Annotated in this window: 24 protein-coding genes; 11 read left to right on the top strand and 13 right to left on the bottom strand. The window is 73.9% G+C overall.

The features are described 5' to 3' along the window. Positions 1–3: 3 nt before the first annotated feature. Entirely contained in the window at positions 4–1,080 is a 1,077-nt protein-coding gene (locus AB5J87_RS06835; RefSeq protein ID WP_369375064.1) for a type III polyketide synthase, read from the bottom strand. Positions 1,081–1,424: 344 nt separating this feature from the next. Between AB5J87_RS06835 and AB5J87_RS06830 the strand changes: the two genes are divergently transcribed. Beyond that, on the top strand, positions 1,425–1,805 hold the full coding sequence (locus AB5J87_RS06830) for a nuclear transport factor 2 family protein (protein WP_369375062.1): 381 nt from the start codon (positions 1,425–1,427) through the stop codon (positions 1,803–1,805). Here the strand turns inward: AB5J87_RS06830 and AB5J87_RS06825 are convergent. Both AB5J87_RS06825 and AB5J87_RS06820 read right to left on the bottom strand, forming a co-directional pair. After that, positions 1,795–2,601 (bottom strand): helix-turn-helix domain-containing protein, encoded by an 807-nt coding sequence (locus AB5J87_RS06825; RefSeq protein ID WP_369375060.1) that lies wholly within the window; start codon positions 2,599–2,601, stop codon positions 1,795–1,797. The two genes, AB5J87_RS06830 and AB5J87_RS06825, sit on opposite strands and share 11 nt — an antisense overlap. Positions 2,602–2,604: 3 nt before the next feature. Continuing rightward, positions 2,605–3,921 (bottom strand): glycosyltransferase 87 family protein, encoded by a 1,317-nt coding sequence (locus AB5J87_RS06820; RefSeq protein ID WP_369383385.1) that lies wholly within the window; start codon positions 3,919–3,921, stop codon positions 2,605–2,607. 245 nt (positions 3,922–4,166) lie between these two features. Here AB5J87_RS06820 and AB5J87_RS06815 point away from each other — a divergent pair, with 245 nt between their 5' ends. Beyond that, complete coding sequence (locus tag AB5J87_RS06815) at positions 4,167–5,321, top strand: molybdopterin-dependent oxidoreductase (RefSeq protein ID WP_369375058.1); 1,155 nt, start codon at positions 4,167–4,169, stop codon at positions 5,319–5,321. Further along, positions 5,321–5,746 (top strand): hypothetical protein, encoded by a 426-nt coding sequence (locus tag AB5J87_RS06810; protein ID WP_369375056.1) that lies wholly within the window; start codon positions 5,321–5,323, stop codon positions 5,744–5,746. Before AB5J87_RS06815 ends, AB5J87_RS06810 begins: the two co-directional genes overlap by 1 nt. On the opposite strand, the gene AB5J87_RS06805 is transcribed toward AB5J87_RS06810, so the two are convergent. Further along, a complete protein-coding gene (locus tag AB5J87_RS06805; RefSeq protein WP_369375054.1) occupies positions 5,743–6,558 on the bottom strand; it encodes a TrmB family transcriptional regulator in 816 nt (271 codons plus the stop codon). The genes AB5J87_RS06810 and AB5J87_RS06805 overlap by 4 nt on opposite strands. Before the next feature lie 252 nt (positions 6,559–6,810). Between AB5J87_RS06805 and AB5J87_RS06800 the strand changes: the two genes are divergently transcribed. Further along, the gene (locus AB5J87_RS06800) at positions 6,811–8,808 is read left to right on the top strand and encodes a putative Ig domain-containing protein (RefSeq protein WP_369375052.1); all 1,998 of its coding nucleotides are present in this window, start codon (positions 6,811–6,813) and stop codon (positions 8,806–8,808) included. Positions 8,809–8,896: 88 nt separating this feature from the next. Here AB5J87_RS06800 and AB5J87_RS06795 read toward each other — a convergent pair whose 3' ends face one another. From AB5J87_RS06795 to AB5J87_RS06785, 3 genes are read right to left on the bottom strand one after another with little or no spacing between them, the layout of a single operon-like run. Next, a complete protein-coding gene (locus tag AB5J87_RS06795; RefSeq protein ID WP_369375050.1) occupies positions 8,897–9,556 on the bottom strand; it encodes a class I SAM-dependent methyltransferase in 660 nt (219 codons plus the stop codon). Then, positions 9,553–10,227: a DUF2064 domain-containing protein gene (locus AB5J87_RS06790; protein WP_369375048.1), complete on the bottom strand. Its 675-nt coding sequence runs from the start codon at positions 10,225–10,227 to the stop codon at positions 9,553–9,555. Before AB5J87_RS06790 ends, AB5J87_RS06795 begins: the two co-directional genes overlap by 4 nt. After that, positions 10,224–10,934 carry a glycosyltransferase family 2 protein gene (locus tag AB5J87_RS06785; protein WP_369375046.1) on the bottom strand — a complete coding sequence of 237 codons (711 nt, stop codon included), beginning with the start codon at positions 10,932–10,934 and terminating at the stop codon, positions 10,224–10,226. Before AB5J87_RS06785 ends, AB5J87_RS06790 begins: the two co-directional genes overlap by 4 nt. Positions 10,935–11,058: 124 nt before the next feature. Between AB5J87_RS06785 and AB5J87_RS06780 the strand changes: the two genes are divergently transcribed. Both AB5J87_RS06780 and AB5J87_RS06775 read left to right on the top strand, forming a co-directional pair. Next, positions 11,059–11,781, top strand: coding sequence for a response regulator transcription factor (locus AB5J87_RS06780; RefSeq protein ID WP_369375044.1), 723 nt, complete (start codon positions 11,059–11,061; stop codon positions 11,779–11,781). Position 11,782: 1 nt separating this feature from the next. Further along, on the top strand, positions 11,783–12,895 hold the full coding sequence (locus AB5J87_RS06775) for a sensor histidine kinase (RefSeq protein WP_369375042.1): 1,113 nt from the start codon (positions 11,783–11,785) through the stop codon (positions 12,893–12,895). Between the two features lie 92 nt (positions 12,896–12,987). Here AB5J87_RS06775 and AB5J87_RS06770 read toward each other — a convergent pair whose 3' ends face one another. Continuing rightward, positions 12,988–14,019, bottom strand: a complete 1,032-nt coding sequence (locus tag AB5J87_RS06770) for an NAD-dependent epimerase/dehydratase family protein (protein WP_369375040.1) — start codon at positions 14,017–14,019, stop codon at positions 12,988–12,990. A 78-nt stretch (positions 14,020–14,097) separates the two neighbouring features. On the opposite strand from AB5J87_RS06770, the gene AB5J87_RS06765 reads away from it, so the two are divergent. Next, entirely contained in the window at positions 14,098–14,409 is a 312-nt protein-coding gene (locus tag AB5J87_RS06765; protein WP_369375038.1) for a 4a-hydroxytetrahydrobiopterin dehydratase, read from the top strand. A 36-nt stretch (positions 14,410–14,445) separates the two neighbouring features. On the opposite strand, the gene AB5J87_RS06760 is transcribed toward AB5J87_RS06765, so the two are convergent. Together AB5J87_RS06760 and AB5J87_RS06755 are read right to left on the bottom strand one after the other, a co-directional pair. Continuing rightward, positions 14,446–15,324: a sigma-70 family RNA polymerase sigma factor gene (locus tag AB5J87_RS06760; RefSeq protein ID WP_369375036.1), complete on the bottom strand. Its 879-nt coding sequence runs from the start codon at positions 15,322–15,324 to the stop codon at positions 14,446–14,448. 189 nt (positions 15,325–15,513) lie between these two features. After that, positions 15,514–16,383: an NmrA family NAD(P)-binding protein gene (locus AB5J87_RS06755; protein ID WP_369375034.1), complete on the bottom strand. Its 870-nt coding sequence runs from the start codon at positions 16,381–16,383 to the stop codon at positions 15,514–15,516. Positions 16,384–16,478: 95 nt separating this feature from the next. Here AB5J87_RS06755 and AB5J87_RS06750 point away from each other — a divergent pair, with 95 nt between their 5' ends. Both AB5J87_RS06750 and AB5J87_RS06745 read left to right on the top strand, forming a co-directional pair. Next, positions 16,479–17,465: an AraC family transcriptional regulator gene (locus AB5J87_RS06750; RefSeq protein WP_369375032.1), complete on the top strand. Its 987-nt coding sequence runs from the start codon at positions 16,479–16,481 to the stop codon at positions 17,463–17,465. Next, entirely contained in the window at positions 17,462–18,397 is a 936-nt protein-coding gene (locus tag AB5J87_RS06745) for a trans-aconitate 2-methyltransferase (RefSeq protein ID WP_369375030.1), read from the top strand. The genes AB5J87_RS06750 and AB5J87_RS06745 overlap by 4 nt, the downstream gene beginning before the upstream one ends. A 133-nt stretch (positions 18,398–18,530) precedes the next feature. Here AB5J87_RS06745 and AB5J87_RS06740 read toward each other — a convergent pair whose 3' ends face one another. Together AB5J87_RS06740 and AB5J87_RS06735 are read right to left on the bottom strand one after the other, a co-directional pair. Further along, complete coding sequence (locus AB5J87_RS06740; RefSeq protein ID WP_369375028.1) at positions 18,531–18,992, bottom strand: RICIN domain-containing protein; 462 nt, start codon at positions 18,990–18,992, stop codon at positions 18,531–18,533. Positions 18,993–19,117: 125 nt separating this feature from the next. Further along, on the bottom strand, positions 19,118–19,960 hold the full coding sequence (locus tag AB5J87_RS06735; protein ID WP_369375026.1) for an aldo/keto reductase: 843 nt from the start codon (positions 19,958–19,960) through the stop codon (positions 19,118–19,120). Positions 19,961–20,376: 416 nt separating this feature from the next. Between AB5J87_RS06735 and AB5J87_RS06730 the strand changes: the two genes are divergently transcribed. Together AB5J87_RS06730 and AB5J87_RS06725 are read left to right on the top strand one after the other, a co-directional pair. Beyond that, positions 20,377–21,390 (top strand): chitinase, encoded by a 1,014-nt coding sequence (locus AB5J87_RS06730; RefSeq protein ID WP_369375024.1) that lies wholly within the window; start codon positions 20,377–20,379, stop codon positions 21,388–21,390. A 14-nt stretch (positions 21,391–21,404) separates the two neighbouring features. Next, positions 21,405–22,679: a glycosyl hydrolase family 8 gene (locus AB5J87_RS06725; protein WP_369375022.1), complete on the top strand. Its 1,275-nt coding sequence runs from the start codon at positions 21,405–21,407 to the stop codon at positions 22,677–22,679. Between the two features lie 63 nt (positions 22,680–22,742). On the opposite strand, the gene AB5J87_RS06720 is transcribed toward AB5J87_RS06725, so the two are convergent. Beyond that, complete coding sequence (locus tag AB5J87_RS06720; protein WP_369375020.1) at positions 22,743–24,542, bottom strand: long-chain fatty acid--CoA ligase; 1,800 nt, start codon at positions 24,540–24,542, stop codon at positions 22,743–22,745. Between the last annotated feature and the right edge of the window lie 219 nt (positions 24,543–24,761).

The following is a 24,761-nucleotide window of genomic DNA, read 5'->3' as shown; positions in this document are numbered from 1 at the left end:
GGGTCAGTTGCTCAGCGCGGCCGTCGCCGGGGCCGCGGCGCGCCAGCGGCCGATCGCGGTCTCGGCCGTGATGCCGGGCCCGAACCCGGCGATCAGCCCGCCCGCCCCGTCCGCCGCGCCGCCCTCGTCGAAGAGCCTGGCCAGCGCGTCGAAGACCACCGAGCTGGCGATGTTGCCGCGCTCGGTGAGGGTGGCCCGGCTGAAGCGGAACATCTCCGGCGGCAGCTCCAGGAAGTGGCACAGGTCGTCCAGGATGCGCGGCCCGCCCGCGTGGACGATGAAGAAGTCCATCTGCGGGATCTCCCAACTGTGCTGGGCGACCAGCGACTTGAGCGCCGGGGCCAGCATCTCCATGGTGCCGGGGACGCGCTTGTCCAGCAGGAAGTGGAACCCGGTCTCCCGCACCGCGTACGAGATCCAGTCCTCGGTGTCGGGGACCAGGTGCGAGCCGTTGCGTTCGATGCGCATGCCGGTGCCGCCCTCGCCGCGCACCACGGCCGCCGAGATGGCGTCCCCGAAGAGACCGTTGGAGAGCAGCGAGCCCACTCCCAGGTCCGTCGGCTGGTAGCAGAGCGAGCAGAACTCGCAGGAGACGATCAGCACGTTGGAGCGCGGGTAGGCCGTGCAGAAGTCGTGCGCGCGGTTGATCGCCGCGCCCCCGGCGGCGCAGCCGAGCTGGGCGATGGGCAGCTGGCGGGTCTCGGTGCGGAACCCCATCTTGTTGATCAGCCAGGCGGTCAGCGACGGCATCATGAAGCCGGTGCAGGAGACGTAGACGATCAGGTCGATGTCGACCGGGTCCACCTCGGCGTGGTCCAGCGCCCGGCGCACCACCTCGGGCACCCGGGCCTTGGCCTCCGCCTGGTAGAGCAGATTGCGCTCCTCGAAGCCGGGGTGGCGCAGGGTCTCCTCGATGGGCTGCACCAGGTGGCGGGTCCGGACGCCGGTGTTCTTGATGAGCCGTAGGACGAGGTCCCGCTGGGGGTGGTCGGCGTGCGTCTGGCGGGCGAGCGCGAGCGTCTCCTCCTGAGTGATCACATGGTCGGGTACGGCTACTGCGGGTCGGCACAGGGTGGCCATGGGACTTCCTTGTCTCCTGCCGGGCAGACGCCTGCGGTCCACGCGGGTGCTCCAGGGGAGTGCGGTCGTGTGCCTGTCACGTATCCCCGAGTGCCGCCGGGGGAATGTCCCCGAAAGGGGCAATTAACCGATTAGGGGGATATTCCGGAACGGGCCGTGCATCCGGGTGACGCGGGCCCCGCGGCGATCGGCCCGCGAGGGGCGGGGGCGGCCATTACCCCGCGCGTAATCGACCCCCGCCACCCCTCCCGGGCAAGGTGGAGCCATCGGGTCCCGGGCGGCGCACTCCGGCCGGGGCCCGGCTCCCACCACCGCGATCCACTCTCCACGGAGGCTGATTCCCCATGTCCGAGAACCGCTACGAGACCGCCGTCGCCCGCTACTTCGAGGCGTGGAACGCCACCGGCCCGGCCGAGGACGCGGTCAAGGCCGTCGGGGCCGCGCTCACCGAGGACGGCACCTACACCGACCCGGTGGCCGACGTCACCGGTCACACGGCGCTGGCCGAGGTCATCGCCGGGGCCCACGCCCTCTTCCCCGGCCATGAGTTCCGACTCGAAGGCGCCGTCGACGGGCACCACGACACCGCCCGGTTCCGCTGGGAGCTGGTCTCCCTCGCGGACGGCTCCGCGCCGGTCGCCGGGTCCGACGTCATCACCCTCGCCGCCGACGGCCGCATCGCGACCGTCCTCGGCTTCCTGGACCGCGTACCGCCTACGGCGTGAGCGAGCGCAGGTGGGCGAACGTCTCCGGGTCGGCCGGCAGGAACGTCTCGATGGCCAGCTCGGAGACGGTCACGTCCAGCGGCGTGTTGAACGTGGCGATCGTCGATATGAACGACAGGACCGTGCCCCGGTGTTCGATGCGCAGCGGCAGCGCGAAGGGGCAGACGGCGGGGGAGGGGAGGTCGTCCCCTTCGTCCGGTCCGGGCACCGGGTGGGCCGCGACCTCCTCGTACAGCTCGCGCAGCGAGTCCGAGCGCAGCAGGGCGATCTGACGCTCCATCTGGTCCAGCAGATGGCCGCGCCACTGGCGCAGATTGCGGATGCGCGGCGCCAGGCCCTGCGGGTGCAGGGTCAGCCGCATCGCGTTGAGCGGCGGGGCCAGCAGCCGCTCGGGCACGCCCTCCAGGAGCATCGCGATGCCCCGGTTGGCCGCCAGGACCGTGTACGTGCCGTCGACGATCAGCGCGGGGAACGGCTCGTAGCTCCGCAGCAGCTGCTCCATGCCCTCGCGCAGGGCGCCCATCGACGGGTCCTGGAGGGACGTCTCGGTGAACCGCGGCGCGTAACCCGCCGCCAGCAGCAGCGCGTTGCGCTCGCGGACCGGCACCTCCAGGTGCTCCGCGAGGCGCAGCACCATCTCCTGGCTGGGCCGCGACCGGCCGGTCTCGATGAAGCTGATGTGCCGCGCGGAGGAGTCGGCGCGCAGCGCGAGTTCCAGCTGGCTGAGCCTGCGCTGCTCGCGCCAGCCGCGCAGCATCGGCCCCACCCGCGTCTCGATCACGGCAGTTGCGGTCATGCCTCAGACAGTAACCCGGGCCTGTGACAGTGCCCGGCGCCGCACGGCCCACCCGGCCGCCGCGACCGCCGCCGCCACCGCGTACGCACTCGTCCTGACCACGTCGAAGGAGTGCGGCACCGCCCACGCGGTGACGTAGCAGACGGCCCCGGCCGCCGCGACCGCCAGCCACTCCCAGCGGCCGTCCAGCGCCACCAGGGCGACGAGCAGCAGCGCGTACCACGAGTAGCCGGGCGTCAGCAGGCAGAACGCCCAGCCCAGCACCAACAGCGCCCCGCTCCAGGGCCGTTCCGGGTCGCCCCGGCGCAGCACGTACAGCACCACGAGCGCGATCAGGAGCAGCGCGGCGGGCAGCGCCCAGGCGTCCGGCAGCAACAGCCGCAGCAGCCCGTACCGGCTGCGCGCGGAGGCGTCGTCGTACCCCTCCTCCTTCGCGTACCCGCCGAGGTAGCCGAAGACGGACGCGTGCGAGAGGAGGACGTAGGGGAGGTAGGCCAGGGCCACGCAGGCGGCGGCCGGGAGGAGCACCGCCGCCGCCCGCCGCCAGTCGGGGCGGCGGCCCGCCAGCACACCCGCGAGGGCGCCCGGCAGCACCACCGCCGGCAGCATCTTCGCCGCGATCCCCGCGCCGATCAGCACGCCGCCGGCCGCCCGGCGGCGCACCGCGACCGCGCCGAGCCCCGCCACCGCGAACAGCACGGCCAGCCCGTCCACGTGCGCGTTGTTCACCGCCTCGATGGGCACCGCCGGGCACCACGCCCAGTACGCGGCCCGCCCCGGGTCCGCGCCGCGCCGCCGCAGCACCAGCAGCAGCACGCCCGTGGTGGCCACCGCCAGCACCGCGCCCCCCACCTGGAACGGCTTGTGGCGGGCCCCCTCGGGCGAGAGCGCGTGCACCCCGAGGAAGTACGCCTCGGCCACCGGCGGGTAAATGGTGTGCACCCGGGGCCGGTTGAGGCGGGTGCAGCGGCCCGGCTCGCCGAGGGAGGCCCGGTCCGGGCCCGCGCAGGCGGCGCCGTCCGGGAACAGCCAGCCGTCGCGCAGCCGCGCCAGCGCCGGATCGGCCGGTACGTGGTCGTACGGCGAGATCCCGGCCGCCTGCACCCGCCCGTCCCAGGCGTAGCGGAACATGTCCGTGCTGGTGGTCGGCGGCGCCGCGAGGCCGGTCGCCGCGACCAGCACCCCGCCCGCCAGGACCAGGCCCGCGCGGTGGCGGGCCGGGACCCGCCGCAGCGACCACGCCGCCGTCGCGAACAGGAGCCAGCAGCCCAGGTACCACCAGGAGAGCGCGCCCGGGTGGACGTAGTAGCCGTCGGCCACGAACGTCAGGACGAGCACGGCGGCGAGCGCGGCCAGCAGGGCGGCGGTCAGCGCCGTGCGCCGGGCGGTCCCGGGCGCGGGCGGCGCGGCCGGGCCGGGCGGCGGGGCGGTGGCGGTACGGGGAGCGATCACCCGTCCACATTCGCAGCCGAAGGGGCGTCCGGACGGCCCAGCGCACCACGCGTCCGTGAACCGTAAGGTGTCGGACACCCTGTTCAGGGCCGTTCCGGGGATGTCATGGAGGCATGAGGCCACGACTCCCGCTCCCCCCGCCACCGCCGCTGCCGTCCTTCCGGGGCGCGCTGCACGACCGGCGCACCACGACGGCGATCGGCCGGCTGCTCGGGGTGGCCGTCCTGGTCTGCATGGCCACGGGGGTACTCAGCCACTACCTCCAGCACCCGCCGGGATGGCTGGCGAACGACTTGCCCGCCAGTCCGTCCTGGGGGTACCGGCTGACCCAGGGGCTGCACGTGGGCGTGGGCATCGCCGCGATCCCGCTGCTCTTCGGCAAGCTGTGGGCCGTCTACCCGAAGCTGTTCGTGTGGCCCGCCTTCCGCGGCGTGCGGCACGCCGCCGAGCGCCTGTCGGTGGCGGTGCTGGTCGCGGGCGCGGTCTTCGAACTGCTGACCGGGCTGCTCAACACCGTCCAGTGGTACCCGTGGCCGTTCAGCTTCGTGCCCGTGCACTTCGCCGTCGGCTGGCTGCTCACCGGCGCGCTGCTGCTGCACCTGGCCGTCAAGTGGCCGGACATCAGGGCGTACTGGTTCCGGCGCTCGGCCGCCACGCGCGCGCTGCCCGGCGAGGCCGAGCACGCGCCCGACCGGCGCTCGCTGCTCACCGGGCTCGCGGTGGCGGTCGGCGCGGTCACCGTGACGACGGTCGGTCAGTCCCTCACCCCGCTCAAGGACCTCGACCTGCTGGCGCCGCGCCACCCCGACCACGGCCCGCTCGGCCTGCCCGTCAACCGCACGGCGGCAGCCGCCGGGACGACCCGGGTGGACACCGCCGCCTGGCGGCTGACGGTGCTGGGGCCGCGCCCGTACGCGCTGACGCTCGACGAGCTGAACGCGCTGCCCCAGTACGAGGTGGAGCTGCCCATCGCCTGCGTCGAGGGGTGGAGCAAGAACGCGCACTGGAGCGGCGTGCGCATCAAGGACCTCACCGAGCGGGCCGGGGCGCCCGGGGCCGCGCTGCGGGTCGTCTCCCTCGAACAGCGCGGCGCCTACCGGGTGATGGACATGGGCCGCACCTACGCGCGCGATCCCCGCACCCTGCTCGCGCTGCGGCTCAACGGGCAGGTCCTGACGCCCGACCACGGCTACCCCGCCCGGATCATCGCGCCCAACCGGCCCGGCGTGCTCCAGACCAAGTGGGTCGCGCGCCTGGAGGTGCGGTGATGGCGGGGCGGTACGCGGTGGGCGTGCTCGGCGCCGCGCTGATGGGGCTCGGCGTGTCGCTGGTGTGGGCGCAGACGCCGTACGACGTCGTGGTGTGGCTGGTGGGGGCGGTGCTGCTGCACGACGGGCTGATCGCGCCGCTGGTGCTGCTCGTCGGGTTGGGCGTGGCGGCGGCCCGGCCCTGGGCGCGCGGCCCGCTGCGCGCGGCGCTGGTGAGCGCCGGCTGCCTCACGGCGGTCGCGCTCCCGGCCGTGCTGCGGCCCGGCCCCCGCAACAACGCCACCGTGCTGCCGCTGGACTACGTGCGCAACTGGCTGGTGCTGCTGGCGGTGGTGGCCGTCGCGGGAGCACTGGCACTGGTGGCCGCCCGCGGGCGGGCGCGGGTGCGGGCGCGGCGGGCCGGGGCGCGCAGGGGCGCGGATTAGCGCGGTCGCGGCGGCGGTGGTTCCGCGCCCTGCCACACCGTGTGGAACGCGAGCCGCAGACAGGCCGCCAGGGCCGGGTGCTCGATGTAGAGGGCCGTCGTGGACCCGGTGCCCGCCACCGGGTCCGGCATGTCGCAGAGCACGAGCGACGCGTCGGCGATGACCAGTTTGAGCGGCAGCTCGTCGGTGAAGCGGGCCTCCTCGCCCGCCTCGCCGAAGCGCGCGAGGTTCTCCAGGACGCCCTCGTCGGCGAGCGCGTCGTAGGTGTACAGCGCCCGCACCGTGCCCCCGCCGCGCCGCAGCCGCCGGGCCGCCCTGAGACCGGGCAGGTTGGCGGCCGGGGCGACGAACGGCGGGCGCACGAAGGTGAGGAGCTCCTTGGCCGCCTGGTCCTGGATGTCCGCGAACCGCTCGGCGATGGTCTTGGGGTCGCGCAGCACCTCGATGTAGTCGAGCGGGTCGGTGTGGGAGCGGCCCGCCTCCCACAGCGGCAGCAGTGCCGAGGTGAGTCCCGTCGAGAGGTGTTCCAGCCGTTCCAGCGCCTCGCGCTGACGGGCCATCAGCCGGGCGAGCGCGAGCTCCGGCGCGACCGCCCCGAAGGTGGCGACCCGGCCCCCGTGGGCGACCGCCAGCTGGGCCCTGACCAGCCCGTCCAGGACGTCGTAGATCCGCTGGCGCGGCACCTCGGCCTCCCGGGCCACCTGTGCGGCGGTGTAGGAGTCGCGCCGCACCAGGGCGAGGTAGACCCGGGCCTCGTAGCGTGAAAGGCCAAGGGAGACAAGGCTGTTGACCGACTCGGGCTCCGGCTCCATGGTCAACCACGTTATACGCGATCAGCGCGGTGTGATCCAGCCGAAACCGAGGAGAATCCTTGCCTTTCGCTTTGCCCGTACGGGAGTTGTCGGTGCGGGGCCGCTGTCCTACGTTCAACCGTGCCACCACTCAGCCGGGTGGCACTTTCTCCGAGGCGATCTTGTCATGCACTCGCCATTGAAGATCTGTTGACGGTCGCCTTCCGCCCGCCCCTCATCCCGGTGGGCCGACCCCCCATGGAGGGCAGTTCCATGTACCTGAAGAGACCTTTGGGCCCAGGAAAACCGACCGGCAGAGCCGCCGCCGCACTGGTGTCCCTGGTGGCGTTCGCCACCGGCGGGCTCCTGGCCGCCGCCCCGTCCGTCTCCGCCGCACCCGCGCAGCCGTCCCCCCGCACCGCCGCCGCCCCCACCGAGCGGCTGTGCGCCCAGGCCACCCAGCCGGGCCGGATGTCCTGCCTGGCGCTGGCCCGCACCGACGTGAAGCACCACCTCGGCCTGCTGCCGGACGCCGCACCCTCCGGCTACGGCCCCTCCGACCTGCAGAGCGCCTACGCCCTCCCGTCCGGCGGCTCCGGCGCCACCGTGGCGATCGTCGACGCCTACGACGACCCCAACGCCGAGTCCGACCTGGCCACCTACCGCTCGCAGTACGGCCTCCCGGCGTGCACCACCGCCAACGGCTGCTTCAAGAAGGTCGACCAGAACGGCGGCACCAGCTACCCGACGCCCGACTCCGGCTGGGCCGGTGAGATCTCCCTCGACGTCGACATGGTCAGCGCCGTCTGCCCGTCCTGCCACATCCTGCTCGTCGAGGCCGCCCAGCCCTCCATGGACGACCTGGGCGCGGCCGTGAACCGCGCGGTCACCATGGGCGCCAAGTACGTCTCCAACAGCTACGGCGGCGGCGAGGACGCCACCGACCCGACCTCCGACTCCTCGTACTTCAACCACCCCGGCGTCGCCATCACCGTCTCCTCCGGCGACAGCGGCTACGGCGTCGAGTACCCGGCCGCCTCCCAGTACGTGACCTCGGTCGGCGGCACCTCGCTCAGCCGCGCCGGCAACGCGCGCGGCTGGTCCGAGTCGGTCTGGGGCTCCAGCTCCGGCGGCGAGGGCGCGGGCTCCGGCTGCTCCGCCTACGACCCGAAGCCGTCCTGGCAGCACGACACCGGCTGCGCCAAGCGCACGGTCGCGGACGTCTCCGCCGTCGCCGACCCGGCCACCGGCCTCGCGGTCTACGACAGCTACCAGGCCAGCGGCTGGAACGTGTACGGCGGCACCAGCGCCTCCTCGCCGATCATCGCGGGCGTCTACGCGCTGGCGGGCACCCCGGCGGCCGGCAGCTACCCGGGCTCCTACCCGTACGCCCACACCGCCTCGCTCAACGACGTGACCTCCGGCGCCAACGGCTCCTGCGGCACCTACCTCTGCAAGGCGGGCACCGGCTACGACGGCCCGACCGGCCTCGGCACCCCCAACGGCACCGCCGCGTTCACCGGCGGCACCAGCCAGGGCAACACCGTCACCGTGACCAACCCCGGCAACCAGAGCACCCAGATCAACACCGCGGTCTCGCTCCAGATCAGGGCCACCGACTCCGACTCCGGCCAGAGCCTGACCTACAGCGCCACCGGCCTTCCGGCGGGGCTGTCCATCAACTCCTCGACCGGTCTGATCTCCGGCACCCCGACGGCCGCCGGCACCTCCAACGTGACCGTCACCGCCCGGGACACCACCGCAGCCACCGGCAGCACCTCCTTCAGCTGGACCGTCACCCAGCCCGGCGGCGGCTGCCAGCCCGCGCAGCTGCTCGGCAACCCCGGCTTCGAGACCGGCTCGGCCGCGCCCTGGTCCGCCACGGCCGGCGTGATCGACAGCAGCTCCGGCGAGGCCGCGCACTCCGGCTCCTGGAAGGCATGGCTGGACGGCTACGGCACGACCCACACCGACTCGCTCTCGCAGACGGTGGCCATCCCGCAGGGCTGCCACGCCACGCTGACCTACTACCTGCACATTGACACCAGTGAGTCGACCACCTCCACCGCCTACGACAAGCTGACGGTGACGGCCGGTTCGACCACCCTGGCCAGCTACTCCAACCTCAACAAGAACACCGGTTACGCGCTGAAGACGTTCGACCTGTCGTCGCTCGCCGGCTCCACGGTGACCCTCAAGTTCAACGGCACCGAGGACTCCAGCCTGCAGACGTCGTTCGTCGTCGACGACACGGCGCTGAACATCAGCTGACACACCGGGCCGACACCCCCACGGGGAAAGAAGGCCGGGCCCGGACTCCCACCCAGAGTCCGGGCCCGGCCCACGCCCGGCCGCGCGCTCACCCCCGGCGCAGGGCGACGAAGGGCCGCCCGGCGGCCGTCCACCGCCCGGCCGCCCGCCAGCCCGTGGCGCGCGCGTACCGCAGCAGCGCCGCCGCGCCCAGCCGCGACCAGGGGAAGACCGACCCGAAGGCGCCCCGCCCGTCCGCCACCCGCACCTCGACCCGCTCGTCCACGTCGAGCGCCGACACCTCCACGAACAACTGGCCGTCGGGCGCGAGCAGTTGGGCGGCCCGCGCGAGCAGCGCGGCCGGGTCGCCGCCGATGCCGATGTTGCCGTCGAGCAGGAGCGCGGTGTTCCAGCGGCCCTCGCCGGGCAGCGGGTCGAAGACCGAACGGCACAGGGCGCTGCCCCCCGAACGCCGGGTGCGGCGGACGGCCTCGGGGCTGACGTCGACGCCGAGCGCGGCCGTGCCGAACGCGGCCAGCGCCACAACCAGCCGCCCCGGCCCGCACCCGATGTCCAGCACCGCGCCCCGGCAGCGCCGCAGCACGGTGAGGTCGGCCGGGTCCGGCGCCGCGCACCACCGCTCCACCTCCAGCGGCAGCAGCCACCCGTCCACGCGGTGCAGGAACAGCGGCCCGCACCCGCTGCGCAGGGCGTCGGTGTACGGGTCGGCCTCCCAGGCGGGCGCGCCCGGCACGGCGGTCACGGTCATCGGCCGACGCCCCGGTGCCCGGCCCCGGCGGCGCTCGCCGCGGCGGCGCCCCGGCAGGCCGCCACCGCCCGCGCGAACCGGCCGCCGGGCGCGAGCGCCGCCACCTCGGCCACGTCGGCGGCCGTGTCGACATCGCGCAGCTGGGGCAGTTCGCGCACGGTCAGTCCCGCCTCCAGCAGCCGCCGCCGCTGGACCGCGCCCGTCTCGGGGACGGACATCGGCACCCCGCGCAGCAGCGCGGGATCGGGCGCGGCCAGTCCGAGCGCCCAGAAGCCGCCGTCCGCCGCCGGGCCGAACCACGCCTCGCCGGGCCCCCAGCCGCCCAGCGCCGGGGCCAGCAGGGCCGGGCCGAGCTGCGGGGTGTCCATGCCGACGAGCAGGGCCGGTCCCGGATCCAGCGCGAACGCCGCCGCCAGCCGTTCGTCGAGCCCGCCCCCGCCCTGCGGGGCGACCTCGATGCCGGGCGGCAGCCAGGGGCCCGGCGCCCCTTCGAGGACCAGGACGCGGCGCCGGGCCGGTGCCGCGAGCACCGCGTCCAGGGTGTCGGCGAGCGCGGCCTCGGCGATCAGGGCGGCCTCGTGCGGCGAGTAGGGCGGTGTCAGCCGCGTCTTGACCCGGCCGGGCACCGGCGCCTTGGCGATCACCAGCAGGGCGACCGGTGAGCCCGTCACCGGGCACCCGCCACCGGCGCGGGCCGCGGCTGCGCGGGCGGCAGGGCGAGCACCGCGCGCATGTCCCGCACGGCCTGCCAGGTGCCCCGCCAGGTGCCGGTCACCTTCGAGCGGCCGGTGCGCGGCAGATACGGCACGTCGTGCTCGCGCACCCGCCACCCCGCGTCCGCCGCGCGCACCACCGTCTCCAGCGGATAGCCGCTGCGCCGGTCCGCGACACCGAGGGCGAGCAGGGGCGCGCGGCGGGCCGCCCGCAGCGGGCCCAGGTCGTGCAGCCGCAGCCCGGTGCGCCGGCGCAGCATCCGCGACAGCGCCAGGTTCCCGGCGCGCGCGTGCGGCGGGAAGGCCCCGCGCGCGGTGGGGCGGCGCCGCCCGAGGACGAGTTCGGCGTCCCCGGCGGCCACCTCCCGTACGAAGGGGACCAGCAGGGCGGGGTCCAGCGAGCCGTCGCAGTCGCAGAAGCAGACGTACTCCGCGTCGGCCGCCAGCAGGCCCGCGTGGCAGGCCGCGCCGAAGCCGCGCCGGGCCTCGTGCACCACGGTCGCGCCGAGCGCGCGGGCGATCTCGGCCGAGCCGTCCGTGGAGCCGTTGTCGACGACGACGGCCCGCCAGCCGTCGGGGATCCTGGCCAGCACCCAGGGCAGCGCCCCGGCCTCGTCCAGGCAGGGGAGTACGACGTCCACCGTCGTGGGGATCGAGTCGGTCACGCCCTCACCGTACGAAGGCGGAGCGGACAAATCGGGACTTCGGGTTCTTACGAAACGCGGACGCCGGTCCCCTTCGGCCGTTCGGGTGGCGACGGCGGCGCCCGGCGGATGCGACGCTGGGGCCATGCACAGCGACCCGTCCCGCATCCTCGTCGTCGACGACGACCCGACCGTGGCCGAGGTGGTCACCGGCTATCTGGAACGTGCCGGCTACGAGGTGGAGCACGTCGGCGACGGCCCCTCGGCGCTGGGCGCGGCCGGGGCGCGCAGGCCCGATCTGGTCGTCCTGGACCTGATGCTGCCGGGCATGGACGGCCTGGAGGTCTGCCGCAGACTGCGCGGCGCCGGTCCCGTACCGGTCATCATGCTCACCGCGCGCGGCGACGAGGACGACCGCATCCAGGGCCTGGAGACGGGCGCCGACGACTACGTCACCAAACCCTTCAGCCCGCGCGAGCTGGTGCTGCGCGTCGACTCGGTGCTGCGCCGCAGCCGGGCCGCCGACACGAGGCCCGGCCCGCCGGTGCGGCGCGCCGGCATCGTCCTCGACCCGGCCGCCCGCCGCGCCGTCAAGCAGGGCGCCGAACTCTCCCTGACGCTGCGGGAGTTCGACCTGCTCGCCTATCTGATGGACCACCCCGGCGAGGCCGTCACCCGGGAACGGCTGATGCACGACGTGTGGGGCTGGGAGTTCGGCGACCTGTCCACCGTCACCGTCCATGTGCGGCGGCTGCGCGGCAAGATCGAGGACGACCCGGCGCGGCCCCGGCTGATCCAGACGGTGTGGGGCGTCGGCTACCGCTTCGAGGAAGCGGCGGACACCGCCCCGGCGGGGGAGGCGGGCTGACGTGAAGGACGTCCTGCTCATCGCGGTCTACGCGTTCCTGGGCGCCGCCGCGGCGGGGCTGCTCGGGGCGTGCGCGCTGCGGCTGCTGCGCCACCGCTCGGTGACCGCCTCGCTCGCCGTGGTGGCCGCCGTCGCGGTCAGCGCGATGCTCGCCGGAACGCTCGCCGTGGCCTGGGAGATGTTCCTGTCCTCGCACGACCTGAAGGTCGTCACCCTGGTCATCGCGATGGCCGCGGCCGTCTCGCTCGCCACCGCGCTCGTCCTGGGCCGCCGGGTGGTCAGCAGCAGCCGACAGCTCGCCCTCGCCACGCGCACGTTCGGCGAGGACGGCAGCTTCGCCGCGCCCGAGGGCCCGGCCACCGCCGAGCTCGCCGCGCTCAGCCGCGAACTCGCCGCCACCAGCGCCCGGCTCTCCGCCTCCCGCGAGCGCGAACGCGCCCTGGAGACCTCCCGCCGCGAGCTCGTCGCGTGGATCTCCCACGACCTGCGCACCCCGCTCGCCGGGCTGCGGGCCATGGCCGAGGCCCTGGAGGACGGCATGGCCAAGGACCCCGACCGCTACTTCCGCCAGATCCGCACCGAGGTCGAACGCCTCAACGGCATGGTCGGGGACCTCTTCGAGCTCTCCCGCATCCACGCCGGGGCGCTCGCCCTCAACCCGGCCCGGATGTCGGTGCACGACCTGGTCGGCGACGCGCTGGCGGGCGCCGACCCGCTCGCCCGCGAACACGGCGTACGGCTGGTGGGCGAGCGCGTCGAGGCGGTCCCGGTGGAGGTCGACGGCAAGGAGATGACCCGGGTCCTGGCCAACCTGCTGGTCAACGCGATCCGGCACACCCCGGCCGACGGCACGGTCGCGGTCGCGGCCGAGGCGCGGGCCGAGTCGGTGGTGCTCTCGGTGACGGACGGCTGCGGCGGCATCCCCGACGACGACCTGGACCGCGTCTTCGACACCGGCTGGCGCGGCACCGAGGCCCGCACCCCGCCGGGCGGCGCGGGTCTGGGCCTGGCCATCGTGCGCGGCATCGTCGAGGCCCACGCGGGCAGCGCCGCCGTCCACAACGTGAGCGGCGGCTGCCGCTTCGAGCTGATCCTCCCGGCCGCCCCCTCCTGACCACCCGTCAGGGTCTGAGTGCCTGACCATTCGTCAGACCCCGGGGGCCCGGCCACCGGCCGGGCCCGGGGCGGCCCGCCGGGACGGGCCGCTCAGGACGGGCCGCCCGACGGCGCCCCCGCCGCGCCGAGCCCGGCCCGCGCGAACTCCGCCATCCCCTCCGCGAAGCCCACCTCGGGCCGCCACCCCAGCTCCGCGCGCAGCCGCGCCGAGTCCGCCGTGATGTGCCGCACGTCGCCCAGCCGGTACTCCCCGGTGACCACCGGCGCCGGTCCGCCGCAGGCGTCGGCCAGCGCGCCCGCCATCTCGCCCACCGTGTGCGGCGTGCCGCTGCCGGTGTTGTACGGGGTGAGGGCGCCCGGCGGGCGCTCGCGCAGGGCCTCCAGGGCCACCGCGTTCGCCGCGGCCACATCGCGCACGTGCACGAAGTCCCGGCGTTGGCGGCCGTCCTCGAAGACCCGGGGCGCCTCGCCGCGCGCCAGGGCCGAACGGAAGAAGGAGGCGACTCCCGCGTACGGCGTGTCGCGCGGCATCCCCGGCCCGTACACGTTGTGGTAGCGCAGCGACACCGCCCGCCCGCCCGTGGCCCGCGCCCAGGCGGCGCTCAGGTGCTCCTGGGCCAGCTTGGTCGTGGCGTAGACGTTGCGCGGGTCGGCGGGCGCGTCCTCGCGCACCAGACCCGGCGCCAGCGGTGCGCCGCAGAGCGGGCACGGCGGCTCGAAGCGGCCCGCCGCCAGCTCCTCGTACGGCCGGGGCCCGGGGCGTACGGAGCCGTGGCGCGGGCACTCGTAGCGCCCCTCGCCGTAGACCACCATGGACCCGGCGAGCACCAGGCCGGACACGCCCGCCGAGGCCATCGCGGCCAGCAGCACCGCCGTGCCCAGGCCGTTGTGGGAGGTGTAGGCGGGCGCGTCGGAGAAGTCGGTGCCGAGGCCGACCATCGCGGCCTGGTGGCAGACGGCGTCCACGCCGCGCAGGGCGCGGGCGACGGCGTCCGGGTCGCGCACGTCGTCGCCGGGGCGCAGCGCGCGGTCCAGGACGACGGGCTCGTGGCCCCGGGCGGTGAGGGCCGGGACGATGTGCGAGCCGATGAAGCCCGCGCCTCCCGTGACAAGTACACGCATACGGGCGACGCTACGGATACGGAGCGCGGGACACGGCGCTCCACTCCGTACCGTCACCACCTCGTAAGGAGTCCGGCCATGCCCGTTGAACCGCTGTCGCAGAAGGACATCGAGGACCGCCTGCGCGAACTGCCGGGCTGGTCGCTCTCGGACGGTGCGGACCGCATCGGCCGCACCTACCGGCTGGCCTCGCACTTCGCGGCCACCGCCCTGGTCGTCCACATCGCGCGGATCCAGGACGAGCTCGACCACCACTCCGATCTGACCCTCGGCTACAACACCGTGGCCCTGACCGTGAACAGCCACGACGCGGGAGGCGCCGTGACGGAGAAGGACTTCGCGCTCGCCCACCGCGTCCAGGCGATCGCCGCCGGCCACGGCGCCGACTGACCTCCCCGGGACCCGAAGGTCCCGGGGAGGCGCGGTTCAGGCGTCGAGCGCGGCGACGTCGACGGCGCGCAGCCGCTCCAGGTCGGCCAGGATGTTGATCTCCACGATCCTGTCGTCCCGGACGGTGAAGCCGAGCACCGCCATCGTCCGGCCCTCGGGCGCGTTGACCACGCCCATCGCGCCGTTGACCAGGGCCGGGCGGGCGTACTGGGCGTACTGGGCGAAGGACAGGGCGTTCTGCACCACGGCGTGGGCGCCGAGCACCGTCTTGGACGGTGTGAGCGAGCCCGGGCCGTAGTCCGCCCGCAGCACGATGTCCGGGTCGAGCGTGGCGAGCAGGCCCTCGAAGTCACCGCCGCGCGCCGCCGCGAGGAAGGCGTCGACGACCTTGCGCTGACGGTTCAGGTCCGGGTCGGGCACGGCCCGGCCCTGCACCCGGCGGCGCGCCCGGCTGGCCAGCTGCCGGGTGGCCGCCGGGGCGCGGTCCACGATCGGCGCGATCTCCTCGAAGGGCACCCCGAACATGTCGTGCAGCACGAACGCCAGCCGCTCGGCCGGGGCCAGGGTGTCCAGCACGACCAGCAGCGCGAGCCCCACGGAGTCGGTGAGCAGCGCCTCGTGCTCGGGGTCCACCCGGTCCGGGCGGTCCACGATCGGGTCCGGCACGTGGACGTCCAGCGGGTCCTCGCGCCGGGCCTGGCGCGAGCGCAGCATGTCCAGGCAGACCCGGGAGACGACCGTGGTCAGCCAGCCGTTCAGGTTCTCCACGCCCTCGCTGGAGCTGTCCGCCCGCAGCCAGGCTTCCTGTACGGCGTCCTCCGCCTCGCTCAGTGAGCCGAGCATCCGGTAGGCGACCGCCCGTAGGCGCGGGCGGTTCTCCTCGAAGCGCTCTGCCAGGGATTCGTTATCGTCCATCGGTTCAGCTTCCTTCGTCGCGGCGTGCGTCAATGCGGTGACAGACGAAACCTAGTCCGAAGGAATGGCGGGGAACCGTCGGCGGGCCCCTAATCGTGTAATCGGGTGCTCACGGAGGGCGTGGTGTTGGTCACGGCGAGTTTCGGTCACCTGGCCAAAGATCACCGGTGGGGCCGCCGGAAGCGCTGTTCAGCGGCTCTGCCTCCCGGCCGCCGCCGTGTCCCGCGCGAACTGCGCGAACGGCTTCGGCTCGCGCCCCAGGACCCGCTTGACGCCGTCCGTGGTACGGGAGTTGTGGCCGTCGAGCAGTGTGGCGAACAGCTCCGCGAGCCAGTGCGCCTCCCCCTCCGCGAGCCCGTACTCCATCAGCAGGCGCGCGTACTGCTCGCCGGAGACCGGCAGGTACCGCACCTCCCGCCCGGTCGCCGCCGTCAGCGCCGCCGCGACCTCGGCGAACGTCAGCGCGTCCGGCCCGGTCAGCTCGTGCACCAGCCCCGCGTGGCCCTCCTCGGTGAGGGCGGCCACCACCACGTCCGCGATGTCGTCGGCGTCCACCCACGGCTCGGCCGTGCCGCCCGCCGGGAACGCGATCTCGCCGTGCTCCACACCGTCCGCCAGCAGGCCCTCGCTGAAGTTCTGCGCGAAGAACGCGGCCCGCACCACCGTGAGCTCCGCGCCCGAGGCCCGCAGGGCCTCCTCGGCCCGCGCCGCCTCCGGCTCGCCGCGCCCGGAGAGCAGCACCAGCCGCCGCACCCCGTGCCGGACCGCGAGAGCGCCGAAGGCCGCCATCGCCTCGACCGCGCCGGGCGCCGCCAAGTCCGGGTAGTACGCCACGTACGCGGCGTCGGCACCGGCCAGCGCCGGGGCCCAGGTCGACTCGTCGGCCCAGTCGAAGCGCACCGCGCCGGGGCCCTCGGCGCCGCGCGAACCGGCCCGGACCGGCGCACCCAGCGCGGTCAGCCGCCCGGCGACGCGGCGCCCGGTCTTGCCGGTGGCGGCGGTCACCAGAACGGTGGGGAGCGCGGCCGTCGTGCGGGAGTTGCTCGTCGTGTTCGTCATGCGTCCAGCCTCGCGGGCACCGGCCCTCCGCTCCATGCGCCAGGGACTCAGGCGCATGCGCGTGCGTCCAGGCCCGCCCGGCTACCCTGACCCGCATGGACGCACTGGCCGGGCTGCTCGACGGACCGCGCGCCCGGGGGGCCTGCCTGCTGCGCATGGTGATGGAGCCGCCCTGGGCGGTACGGATCGAGGACCGCGCGCCGATCTGCCTGATGTCCCTCACCCGGGGCGAGGCGTGGATCGTCCCCGACACCGGGGAGGCGGTCCTGGCCCGCCCCGGCGACGTGGTCGTGGCGCGCGGCCCCGGCCCGTACACCGTCGCCCACGCCCCCGACGCCGCGCCGAACGCCCTGATCGGACCCGGCGGCGTCTGCACCACCCTGTACGGCGAGCCGCTCGCCCAGACGATGGAGCTGGGCGTGCGCACCTGGGGCAACGCCCCCGACGGCTCGGCCACCATGCTCGTCGGCACCTATCTGATGGAGGGCGAGGTCAGCGGGCGGCTGCTCGGCGCGCTCCCGCCGCTGCTCGTCCTCGGCGCCCACGAGTGGAACCGCTCGCTGCTGCCGCTGCTCGACGAGGAGATCTCCAAGGACGAGCCCGGCCAGAGCGTCGTCCTGGACCGGCTCCTCGACCTGCTCCTGATCGCGGTGCTGCGCGCCTGGTTCAACCGCCCCGGCGCGGGCGCGCCCGCCTGGTACCGGGCCATGGGCGACCCGGTGGTGGGGCCCGCGCTGCGGCTGCTGCAGAACGAACCCGCGCACCCGTGGACGGTCGCCGCCCTCGCCGCCCGCTGCGGGGTTTCCCGGGCCGGTCTCGCCCGGCGCTTCGCGGAGCTGGTGGGGGAGCCCCCGATGGCGTACCTGACCGGCTGGCGCCTGGCGCTCGCGGCGGACCTGCTGCGCGAGGGCGAGGCCACGGTCGAGGCGATCGCGCGCCGGGTGGGGTACGGGGGCGCGTTCGCGCTGAGCGCGGCCTTCAAGCGGGTGCGCGGCATCAGCCCCCAGGAACACCGCGCGAATTGCCGGAACGGCAAAGAAGTTCCCGGATCCGTGCCCGCCGGGGGCAGGGTGGGACCATGAGCGAACTTCACGGCCACCAGAGCCGGGACGACCACCACGGCCACGGCGGGGGACACCGGCACGGCCACGGACACGACCACGGCGGACTGGAACCCGACTGGGCCGCGCTGGCCCCCTTCCTCGTCCGCAAGGCGGAGCTGTACGCGGACTTCTACCGGGACGCGGCGGCCTGGATCGCCGCCCGGCGCCCCGACACCCCGGTGCGCCGCGTCCTCGACATCGGCAGCGGCCCCGGCGTGGTGACGTGCCTGCTCGCCGAGGCGTTCCCGGACGCGGAAGTGGTCGCCGTCGACGGCAACCGGCCCCTGCTCGACCACGCCCTGGCCCGCGCCGAGAGCCTCGGCCTGGGCGGCCGGGTCCGGGCCGTGGAGGGCGAACTCCCGGACGCCATCGCCGATTTGGGGCAGGCCGATCTGGTGTGGGCGGGCGACGCGCTGCACCACGTCGGCGACCAGCGGGCCGCCCTCGCCGCCTTCGCGGGGCTGCTGCGGCCCGGCGGCACGGTGGCGCTGGTCGAGGGCGGTCTGCCCGCCCGCCATCTGCCCCGCGACATCGGTCTGGGCCGGCCCGGCATCCAGAGCCGGATCGACGTGGTCATGGACGGGTGGTTCAACCGGATGCGGGCGGAGCTGCCCGGCACCAAGGACGAGGTGGAGGACTGGGCGGCGCTGCTCGGGGCCGTCGGACTGGCCTCGACCGCCAGCCGCTCCTTCCTGCTCGACTTCCCGGCGCCGCTGGCGCCCGAGGTGCGCGAGCAGGTCGTCGCCGGGTTCACCTGGCAGGTCCAGGAGGTGGGGGAGGAGCTGGAGCCGGACGACCGCGAGGTGCTGCGCCGCCTCCTCGACCCCGAGGACGAGGCCGGTCTCGCCCGCCGCCCGGACGTGTTCCTGCTGGCCGCCAAGTCGATCCACACCGGCCGCCGGGCCGGTTAGCGCCGGTCTCCGGCCCTCCCGTCGCCCGCCCGGAGGGTGCGTCGGTGCGCGGGCGGGGCCGCCTCCGGGACGGCCCCGCCCGCGACTACGGCCGTACCGGCTCCAGCGACTACGGCCGTACCGGCTCCAGCGACTACGGCCGTACCGGCTCCAGCTCCCACCACTGGCCCGGCGAGTCGGTGTCCTCCCACTGGCGCACATTGGCCCCGTCCTCGGCCGAGCCGTCCTCGACCTCCAGGAGCAGTCCGCTGACGTAGCTGACCAGGGTGACCCGGCCGGGCGCGTCCAGATGGCGCTCGACGACCCACTCCTGGGCGCCGAAGTTGTTGGCCTTCCACTGCTGGACGTTGGCGCCGTTCTCGGTCGAGGCGTTGGCCACGTCCAGCCGCTTGCCGCTGTTGGCGTTCACCAGGTGGTAGAGCCCGCCGCCGCTGTGGACGGGGGTGATGTGCCAGTGCTGTGCGGCGCCGCCGTTCTCCTTGCCCTGCTGCACGTTGGCCCCGCTGCCGCGCGCCGCGCCGTACACCTCGAGAACCAGCCCGCTCGCGACGTTCCGCAGCAGGTAGAGGCCCTCGGCGACCGTTCCGTTCTCCATGTCCGCCAGCCTAGCCAGCACCTCTGACAAGGCCCCGAGACGCCGGTGCCGCCGCCCGTACGAGACGGGCGGCGGCACCTTGGGCGCGGTCGGGCGGCGGTACCCGATTGGGTCCGCCCGGTCGCTCAGTTCCAGTCGAAGTCGTCCGGGTCGGGACCCAGGCGCTGGCCCTCGTCGAGCGCGGCGATCGCCGTGATGTCCTCGGCGTCGAGCGCGAAGCCGAACACGTCGAAGTTCTCGGCGATGCGCGACGGCGTCACCGACTTCGGGATGGCGACGTTGCCGGTCTGCAGGTGCCAGCGCAGCACGACCTGGGCGGGCGTCCTGCCGTACTTCTGCGCGATCGCGACGATCGTCGGGACTTCGAGCAGCCCCTTGCCCTGGCCCAGCGGCGACCACGCCTCGGTGGCGATGCCGTGCTCGGCGTGGAAGGCGCGCAGCTCGGCCTGGGCGAGCTGGGGGTGGAGCTCCACCTGGTTGACGGCGGGCGTGAGGCCCGAGGCGTCGATGATCCGGCGCAGCTGCGGCTCCTTGAAGTTGGAGACGCCCACGGCCTTGGCGCGCCCGCTCTCGGCGATCTCCGCGAACGCGCTCCACACCGTCACGTAGTCGTCGCGCATCGCGCGCGGCCAGTGGATCAGGTACAGGTCGATGTAGTCGAGGCCGAGCTTGTCGAGCGAGGCGTCGAACTCGCGCAGCACGCTGTCACGGGTCCACGTCTCCTTCGCGCTGTTCCAGAGCTTGGTGGTGACGAACAGCTCCTCGCGGGCGACCCCCGACGCCGCGATCGCCTTGCCGGTACCCACTTCGTTCTCGTAGATCGCGGCGGTGTCGACGGACCGGTAGCCGGCCTCGATCGCGGTGACCACCGCCTTGGCGGCCTCGTCGTCCGGCACCTGCCAGACGCCGAAGCCGAGCTGCGGCATCTCGACGCCGTTGTTGAGGGTGATGGAGGGGACCTTGCTCACGAGCGGTCGATCCTTACGTCGTCGGTTGGTACTCGGTGGATCAACGATCATCGGGCTCCCACCATTCCCGATCGTGGCGCCCGCCACACCCGCCGGTCCGCCCGCGCGCCCGCGTCGGCGCGATGGCGGATCCGGCCGTCTCGGTCCAGAGCATTGACCGCGTCCGGACAAGACGCAAGGCTATGACACGTGGCTGAATGCGGTTCAGCCACGTGAACTCACTCGCGAACGGCCACACCCCGGCCGGACCGCCGGGCCGACGTGCCCCGAATTGCTCAACTTGCCCGTGCCCCAAGCCGGTTGGATCTGCGCGAACCATTGACAACAGGCGTCGCAGGCACTGCTATGCAGTCTCGGTTAGGAACCTTTCCTAACCGACTCCGTGTCCCCTCCGTCCCCCTCCGGAAGGAACCTCCATGCACGCTGCCGCTCACCGCCACCGCGCCCTCGCGGTCGCGGCCGGACTCGGCCTCCTCCTCCCGCCGCTGCTCGCCGCCGGGCCCGAGGCCGCCGCCTCCGCCGCCCCGGCGCCGCTCGCGGCCGGGTCGATGGCCGCCGCCCCCTACGAGTACCTCGGCTGGGGCGACCCGCAGAAGCCCGCCGACGTCATGGCCGCCACCGGCGTCAAGTGGTTCACCCTCGCCTTCGTCCTCTCCGACGGCGGCTGCAACCCGAAGTGGGACGGGTCCCGGGCGCTCACCGGCGGCTCGGACCAGGCCGCGATCAACGCCATCCGGGCCAAGGGCGGCGACGTCGTCGTGTCGGTCGGCGGCTGGAGCGGCAACAAGCTCGGCGAGAAGTGCTCCAGCGCCTCCGCGCTGGCCGGCGCCTACCAGAAGGTGATCGACGCGTACCGCCTGAAGGCGCTCGACATCGACATCGAGGACACCGAGTTCTCCAACGCGACCGTGCGCAAGCGGGTGGTCGACGCGCTGAAGATCGTGAAGTCGGCCAACCCCGGCATCGTCACCTACGTGACCATGGGCACCACCCCGAGCGGCCCCGACGCCAACGGCAAGGACCTGATCAAGAAGGGCGCGGCGGCCGGGCTCGCCAACGACGGCTGGGTGATCATGCCGTTCGACTTCGGCGGCCACAGCGGCACCATGGGCGCGGCGACCGTGAGCGCCCTCGACGGGCTGAAGGCGGCCGTCAAGAGCGCCTACGGCTACAGCGACGACACCGCGTACCGGCACATCGGCGTCTCGTCGATGAACGGCAGGACCGACGACGCGGGCGAGACCGTCACCACCGGCGACTTCCAGACCATCCTCGACTACGCGCGCCGGCACCACATCGCGCGCTTCGCCTTCTGGGCGGTCAACCGCGACCGTTCGTGCGGCTCCGGCGGCAGCGCCGGGGACTCGTGCAGCGGCGTCCCCCAGGCGCCGTACGCGTTCACCAAGATCGTCGTCCAGTACGCGGGCTGAGAGGAGCGGTGACCATGGAAACCCAGCGCAGCCGGCGCCCCGCGCGCCGCAGAGCCGTCGCCGCACTCGCCGCCGCCACGGGCCTGGTGGCCACCGCGCTCGGCGCGGTCCCCACCGCCTCGGCGGCCGGCGCGGCGGCACCGGCGGTGCCGTTCGGCAGCCACCGATTCCCTTACGCCGACGGCACGTTGCGGCCCACCGGCGGCCAGTCGGCGGTCGACCAGCAGGTCGTCGCCACCTACCAGGCGTGGAAGTCCGCGTTCGTGAAGCAGAACTGCGGCAACGGCTGGTACCAGGTCCTCTCGCCCGACGCCGACCACCCCTACGTGGCCGAGGGCCAGGGGTACGGGATGGTGGTGACGGCCCTGATGGCGGGCGCGGACGCCGACGCGAAGAAGATATTCGACGGCCTCGTCAAGTACACCCTGGCCCACCCCTCCGCCAACAACTCCGCCCTGCTCGCCGCCGAGCAGGACTCCTCGTGCAAAAGCGTCGACGGCTCGGACTCGGCCACCGACGGCGACCTCGACGTGGCCTACGGGCTGCTCCTCGCCGACCGGCAGTGGGGAAGCTCCGGCACGTACGACTACAAGGCGCTGGCGGTCAAGCACATCAACGCCATCAAGAAGAGCGAGGTCAACTCCTCCACCCAGCTGATGCTGCTGGGCGACTGGTCCGGGTCCGGCGAGTCGCACCACTGGATCACCCGCTCCTCGGACTGGATGATCGACCACTTCCGGGCCTTCCGCTCCGCCACCGGCGACGCCGCCTGGGACGCGGTCCGCACCGCGCACCAGTCGCTGATCACCTCCCAGCAGTCCAAGTACGCCTCCTCCACCGGCCTGTTGGCGGACTTCGTGGTCAACACCAACAGCACCCCCAAGCCCGCCCCGGGCAAGGTGCTGGAGAGCGCCAACGACGGCGACTACGGCTGGAACGCCTGCCGTGACCCCTGGCGCATCGCCACCGACGCCGTCACCAGCGGCGACCCCGCCTCGCTCGCCGCCGCGCGCAAGCTCAACGGCTGGATCAAGGCGAAGACCGGCGGCGACCCGAACAAGATCGGCACCGGCTACCACCTCAACGGCTCGGCCTTCGACAGCGGCAAGGACATGGCCTTCACCGCGCCCTTCGCCGTCACCGCGCTCACCGACCCCGGCTCCCAGGGCTGGCTCGACGCGCTGTGGCGGAAGCTGGCCACCACCCCGGTCGACCCCAAGCTCTACTACGGGGCCAGCGTGCAGCTCCAGTCCATGATCGTCGCATCCGGCAACTACTGGGTGCCCTAGGAGGAACCGGCACGCGCCCCCGGGCCGTGCGCCCGGGGGCAGGACGCCCTGAACCGCGACGGCTCAGCGGTACAGGGCGTCCACCTCCACCGTGTAGGCCCCCTCGATCGCCCGCCGCTTCAGCTTCAGCGACGGGGTGAGCAGACCGTGTTCCTCGGTGAACTGATGGGCGAGGATCCGGAAGGTCCGGATCTGCTCGGCTTGCGAGACCAGGGTGTTGGCGGCCACCACGGCCCGCCGCACCTCGGTCTCCAGGTCCGGGTCCCGGACCAGCTCGGACGGGGTCAGCGGCGGCTTGTCCCGCAGCGACAGCCAGTGGTCGACGGCCTCCTGGTCGAGGGTGACCAGGGCCGCGATGTACGGCCGGTCGTTGCCGACGACGATGCACTGGGCCACCAGCGGATGCGCCCGCACGCGTTCCTCCAGCGCCACCGGCGAGACGCTCTTGCCGCCGGACGTCACCAGGATCTCCTTCTTGCGGCCGGTGATGGTGAGATAGCCGTCCTCGTCCAGGACGCCCAGGTCACCGGTGGCGAGCCAGCCGTCCTTGAGGACCTTCTCGGTGGCCTTGGGCTCGTTGAGGTACCCGGAGAAGACCTGCCCCCCGTGCAGCCACACCTCCCCGTCCTCCGCGATGTGCACGGTGGTGCCGGGCACCGGCTGGCCGACCGAACCGTAACGGGTGCGCTCCGGCGGATTGGCGGTGGCGGCGGCGGTGGACTCCGTCAGGCCGTACCCCTCGTAGATGGTGACGCCCGCACCCGCGAAGAACAGCCCCAGCCGCCGGCCCATGCTGGACCCGCCGGACATCGCGTGCCGCACCCGGCCGCCCATCGCCTCGCGGACCTTGGCGTACACCACCTTCTCGAAGAACTGGTGCTGCATCCGCAGCGCGGCCGACGGCCCCGGCCCCAGGCCGAAGGCCCGCTGCTCCAGCGCCTCCGCGTACTTGACCGCGACCTCCACCGCCTTGTCGAAGGGACCGGTCCGCCCTTCCGACTCGGCGCGTCTGCGGGCCGCGTTGAAGACCTTCTCGAAGATGTACGGGACCGCCAGGATGAAGGTGGGCCGCAGCGACTGGAGGTCGGGCAGCAGTGCGGACGCGGAGAGCGCGGGCTGATGGCCCAGCTTCACCCGGCCGCGCACGGCCGCCACCTCCACCATCCGCCCGAAGACGTGCGCCAGCGGCAGGAACAGCAGGGTGGCCGCCTCGTCGCCCGGCCGGGAGTGGAAGACCGGCTCCCAGCGGGCGACCATCGTGTCCGCCTCGAACATGAAGTTGGCGTGCGTGATCACACAGCCCTTGGGGCGGCCGGTGGTCCCCGAGGTGTAGATGACGGTGGCCGTCGACTCGGGCGTCACCGCACGGCGGTGCCGGTGCACCACCTCGTCCTCGATCGGCCGGCCCAGCTCCACCAGCTCGCCGTGCGCCCCCGCGTCCAGCTGCCACAGCCGCTTCAGGTGCGGCAGCCGGTCCACCACCGAACCGATCGTCATGGCGTGGTCCTCGTGCTCGACCACGCACGCGGTGACCTCGGAGTCGTGCAGCATCCAGAAGACCTGCTCGGCCGAGGAGGTCGGATAGACCGGGACCGGCTGCGCCCCGATGGTCCACAGCGCGAAGTCGAAGAGGGTCCACTCGTACCGCGTACGGGACATCACCGCGACCCGGTCGCCGAACCGGACGCCGTCCGCGATCAGCCCCTTGGCCAGCGCGAACACCTCGTCCCGGAACTCCGCCGAGGTCACGTCCCGCCACTGGCCCGACGCGTCCTTGCGGGCCAGCGCCACCCGGTCCGGGTCGTCCCGGGCATGGTCGAAGACGACGTCCGCCAAGCCGCCGACGTGCGGCGCCGTCGCCATGGGTGGGACAGTGAACTCGCGCAATACCCTGCTCCTCGTGGCCTCCGCACAGCGCGGTGACCGTACCCCACCGAGCGTCAAGGCGGGAGGGGCTTCGAGGAACGCGCGCAAGTGCGGCGGCGCCGGGCATCGGCACAGGTCAGCCCCGTGAAGCCGGGCCCGTCCGGCGTTCACGGGGCGTTTTCTGACTCCGGAGTCAGGTCGGTGCGGGCTTTTCTC

Origin of the sequence: Streptomyces sp. cg36, from assembly GCF_041080675.1 — a bacterium.
Taxonomy (GTDB): Bacteria; Actinomycetota; Actinomycetes; order Streptomycetales; family Streptomycetaceae; genus Streptomyces.
The sequence above is the reverse complement of the archived record's forward strand: the minus strand, read 5'-3'. Positions and strand labels throughout refer to the sequence as shown.

Coding starts and splice junctions, on each gene's coding strand:
- AB5J87_RS06835 (WP_369375064.1), bottom strand. CDS start 1,080: ATGGCCACCCTGTGCCGACCCGCAGTAGCCGTACCCGACCATGTGATC.
- AB5J87_RS06830 (WP_369375062.1), top strand. CDS start 1,425: ATGTCCGAGAACCGCTACGAGACCGCCGTCGCCCGCTACTTCGAGGCG.
- AB5J87_RS06825 (WP_369375060.1), bottom strand. CDS start 2,601: ATGACCGCAACTGCCGTGATCGAGACGCGGGTGGGGCCGATGCTGCGC.
- AB5J87_RS06815 (WP_369375058.1), top strand. CDS start 4,167: ATGAGGCCACGACTCCCGCTCCCCCCGCCACCGCCGCTGCCGTCCTTC.
- AB5J87_RS06810 (WP_369375056.1), top strand. CDS start 5,321: ATGGCGGGGCGGTACGCGGTGGGCGTGCTCGGCGCCGCGCTGATGGGG.
- AB5J87_RS06805 (WP_369375054.1), bottom strand. CDS start 6,558: ATGGAGCCGGAGCCCGAGTCGGTCAACAGCCTTGTCTCCCTTGGCCTT.
- AB5J87_RS06800 (WP_369375052.1), top strand. CDS start 6,811: ATGTACCTGAAGAGACCTTTGGGCCCAGGAAAACCGACCGGCAGAGCC.
- AB5J87_RS06795 (WP_369375050.1), bottom strand. CDS start 9,556: ATGACCGTGACCGCCGTGCCGGGCGCGCCCGCCTGGGAGGCCGACCCG.
- AB5J87_RS06780 (WP_369375044.1), top strand. CDS start 11,059: ATGCACAGCGACCCGTCCCGCATCCTCGTCGTCGACGACGACCCGACC.
- AB5J87_RS06770 (WP_369375040.1), bottom strand. CDS start 14,019: ATGCGTGTACTTGTCACGGGAGGCGCGGGCTTCATCGGCTCGCACATC.
- AB5J87_RS06765 (WP_369375038.1), top strand. CDS start 14,098: ATGCCCGTTGAACCGCTGTCGCAGAAGGACATCGAGGACCGCCTGCGC.
- AB5J87_RS06760 (WP_369375036.1), bottom strand. CDS start 15,324: ATGGACGATAACGAATCCCTGGCAGAGCGCTTCGAGGAGAACCGCCCG.
- AB5J87_RS06755 (WP_369375034.1), bottom strand. CDS start 16,383: ATGACGAACACGACGAGCAACTCCCGCACGACGGCCGCGCTCCCCACC.
- AB5J87_RS06750 (WP_369375032.1), top strand. CDS start 16,479: ATGGACGCACTGGCCGGGCTGCTCGACGGACCGCGCGCCCGGGGGGCC.
- AB5J87_RS06745 (WP_369375030.1), top strand. CDS start 17,462: ATGAGCGAACTTCACGGCCACCAGAGCCGGGACGACCACCACGGCCAC.
- AB5J87_RS06740 (WP_369375028.1), bottom strand. CDS start 18,992: ATGGAGAACGGAACGGTCGCCGAGGGCCTCTACCTGCTGCGGAACGTC.
- AB5J87_RS06730 (WP_369375024.1), top strand. CDS start 20,377: ATGCACGCTGCCGCTCACCGCCACCGCGCCCTCGCGGTCGCGGCCGGA.
- AB5J87_RS06725 (WP_369375022.1), top strand. CDS start 21,405: ATGGAAACCCAGCGCAGCCGGCGCCCCGCGCGCCGCAGAGCCGTCGCC.
- AB5J87_RS06720 (WP_369375020.1), bottom strand. CDS start 24,542: ATGGCGACGGCGCCGCACGTCGGCGGCTTGGCGGACGTCGTCTTCGAC.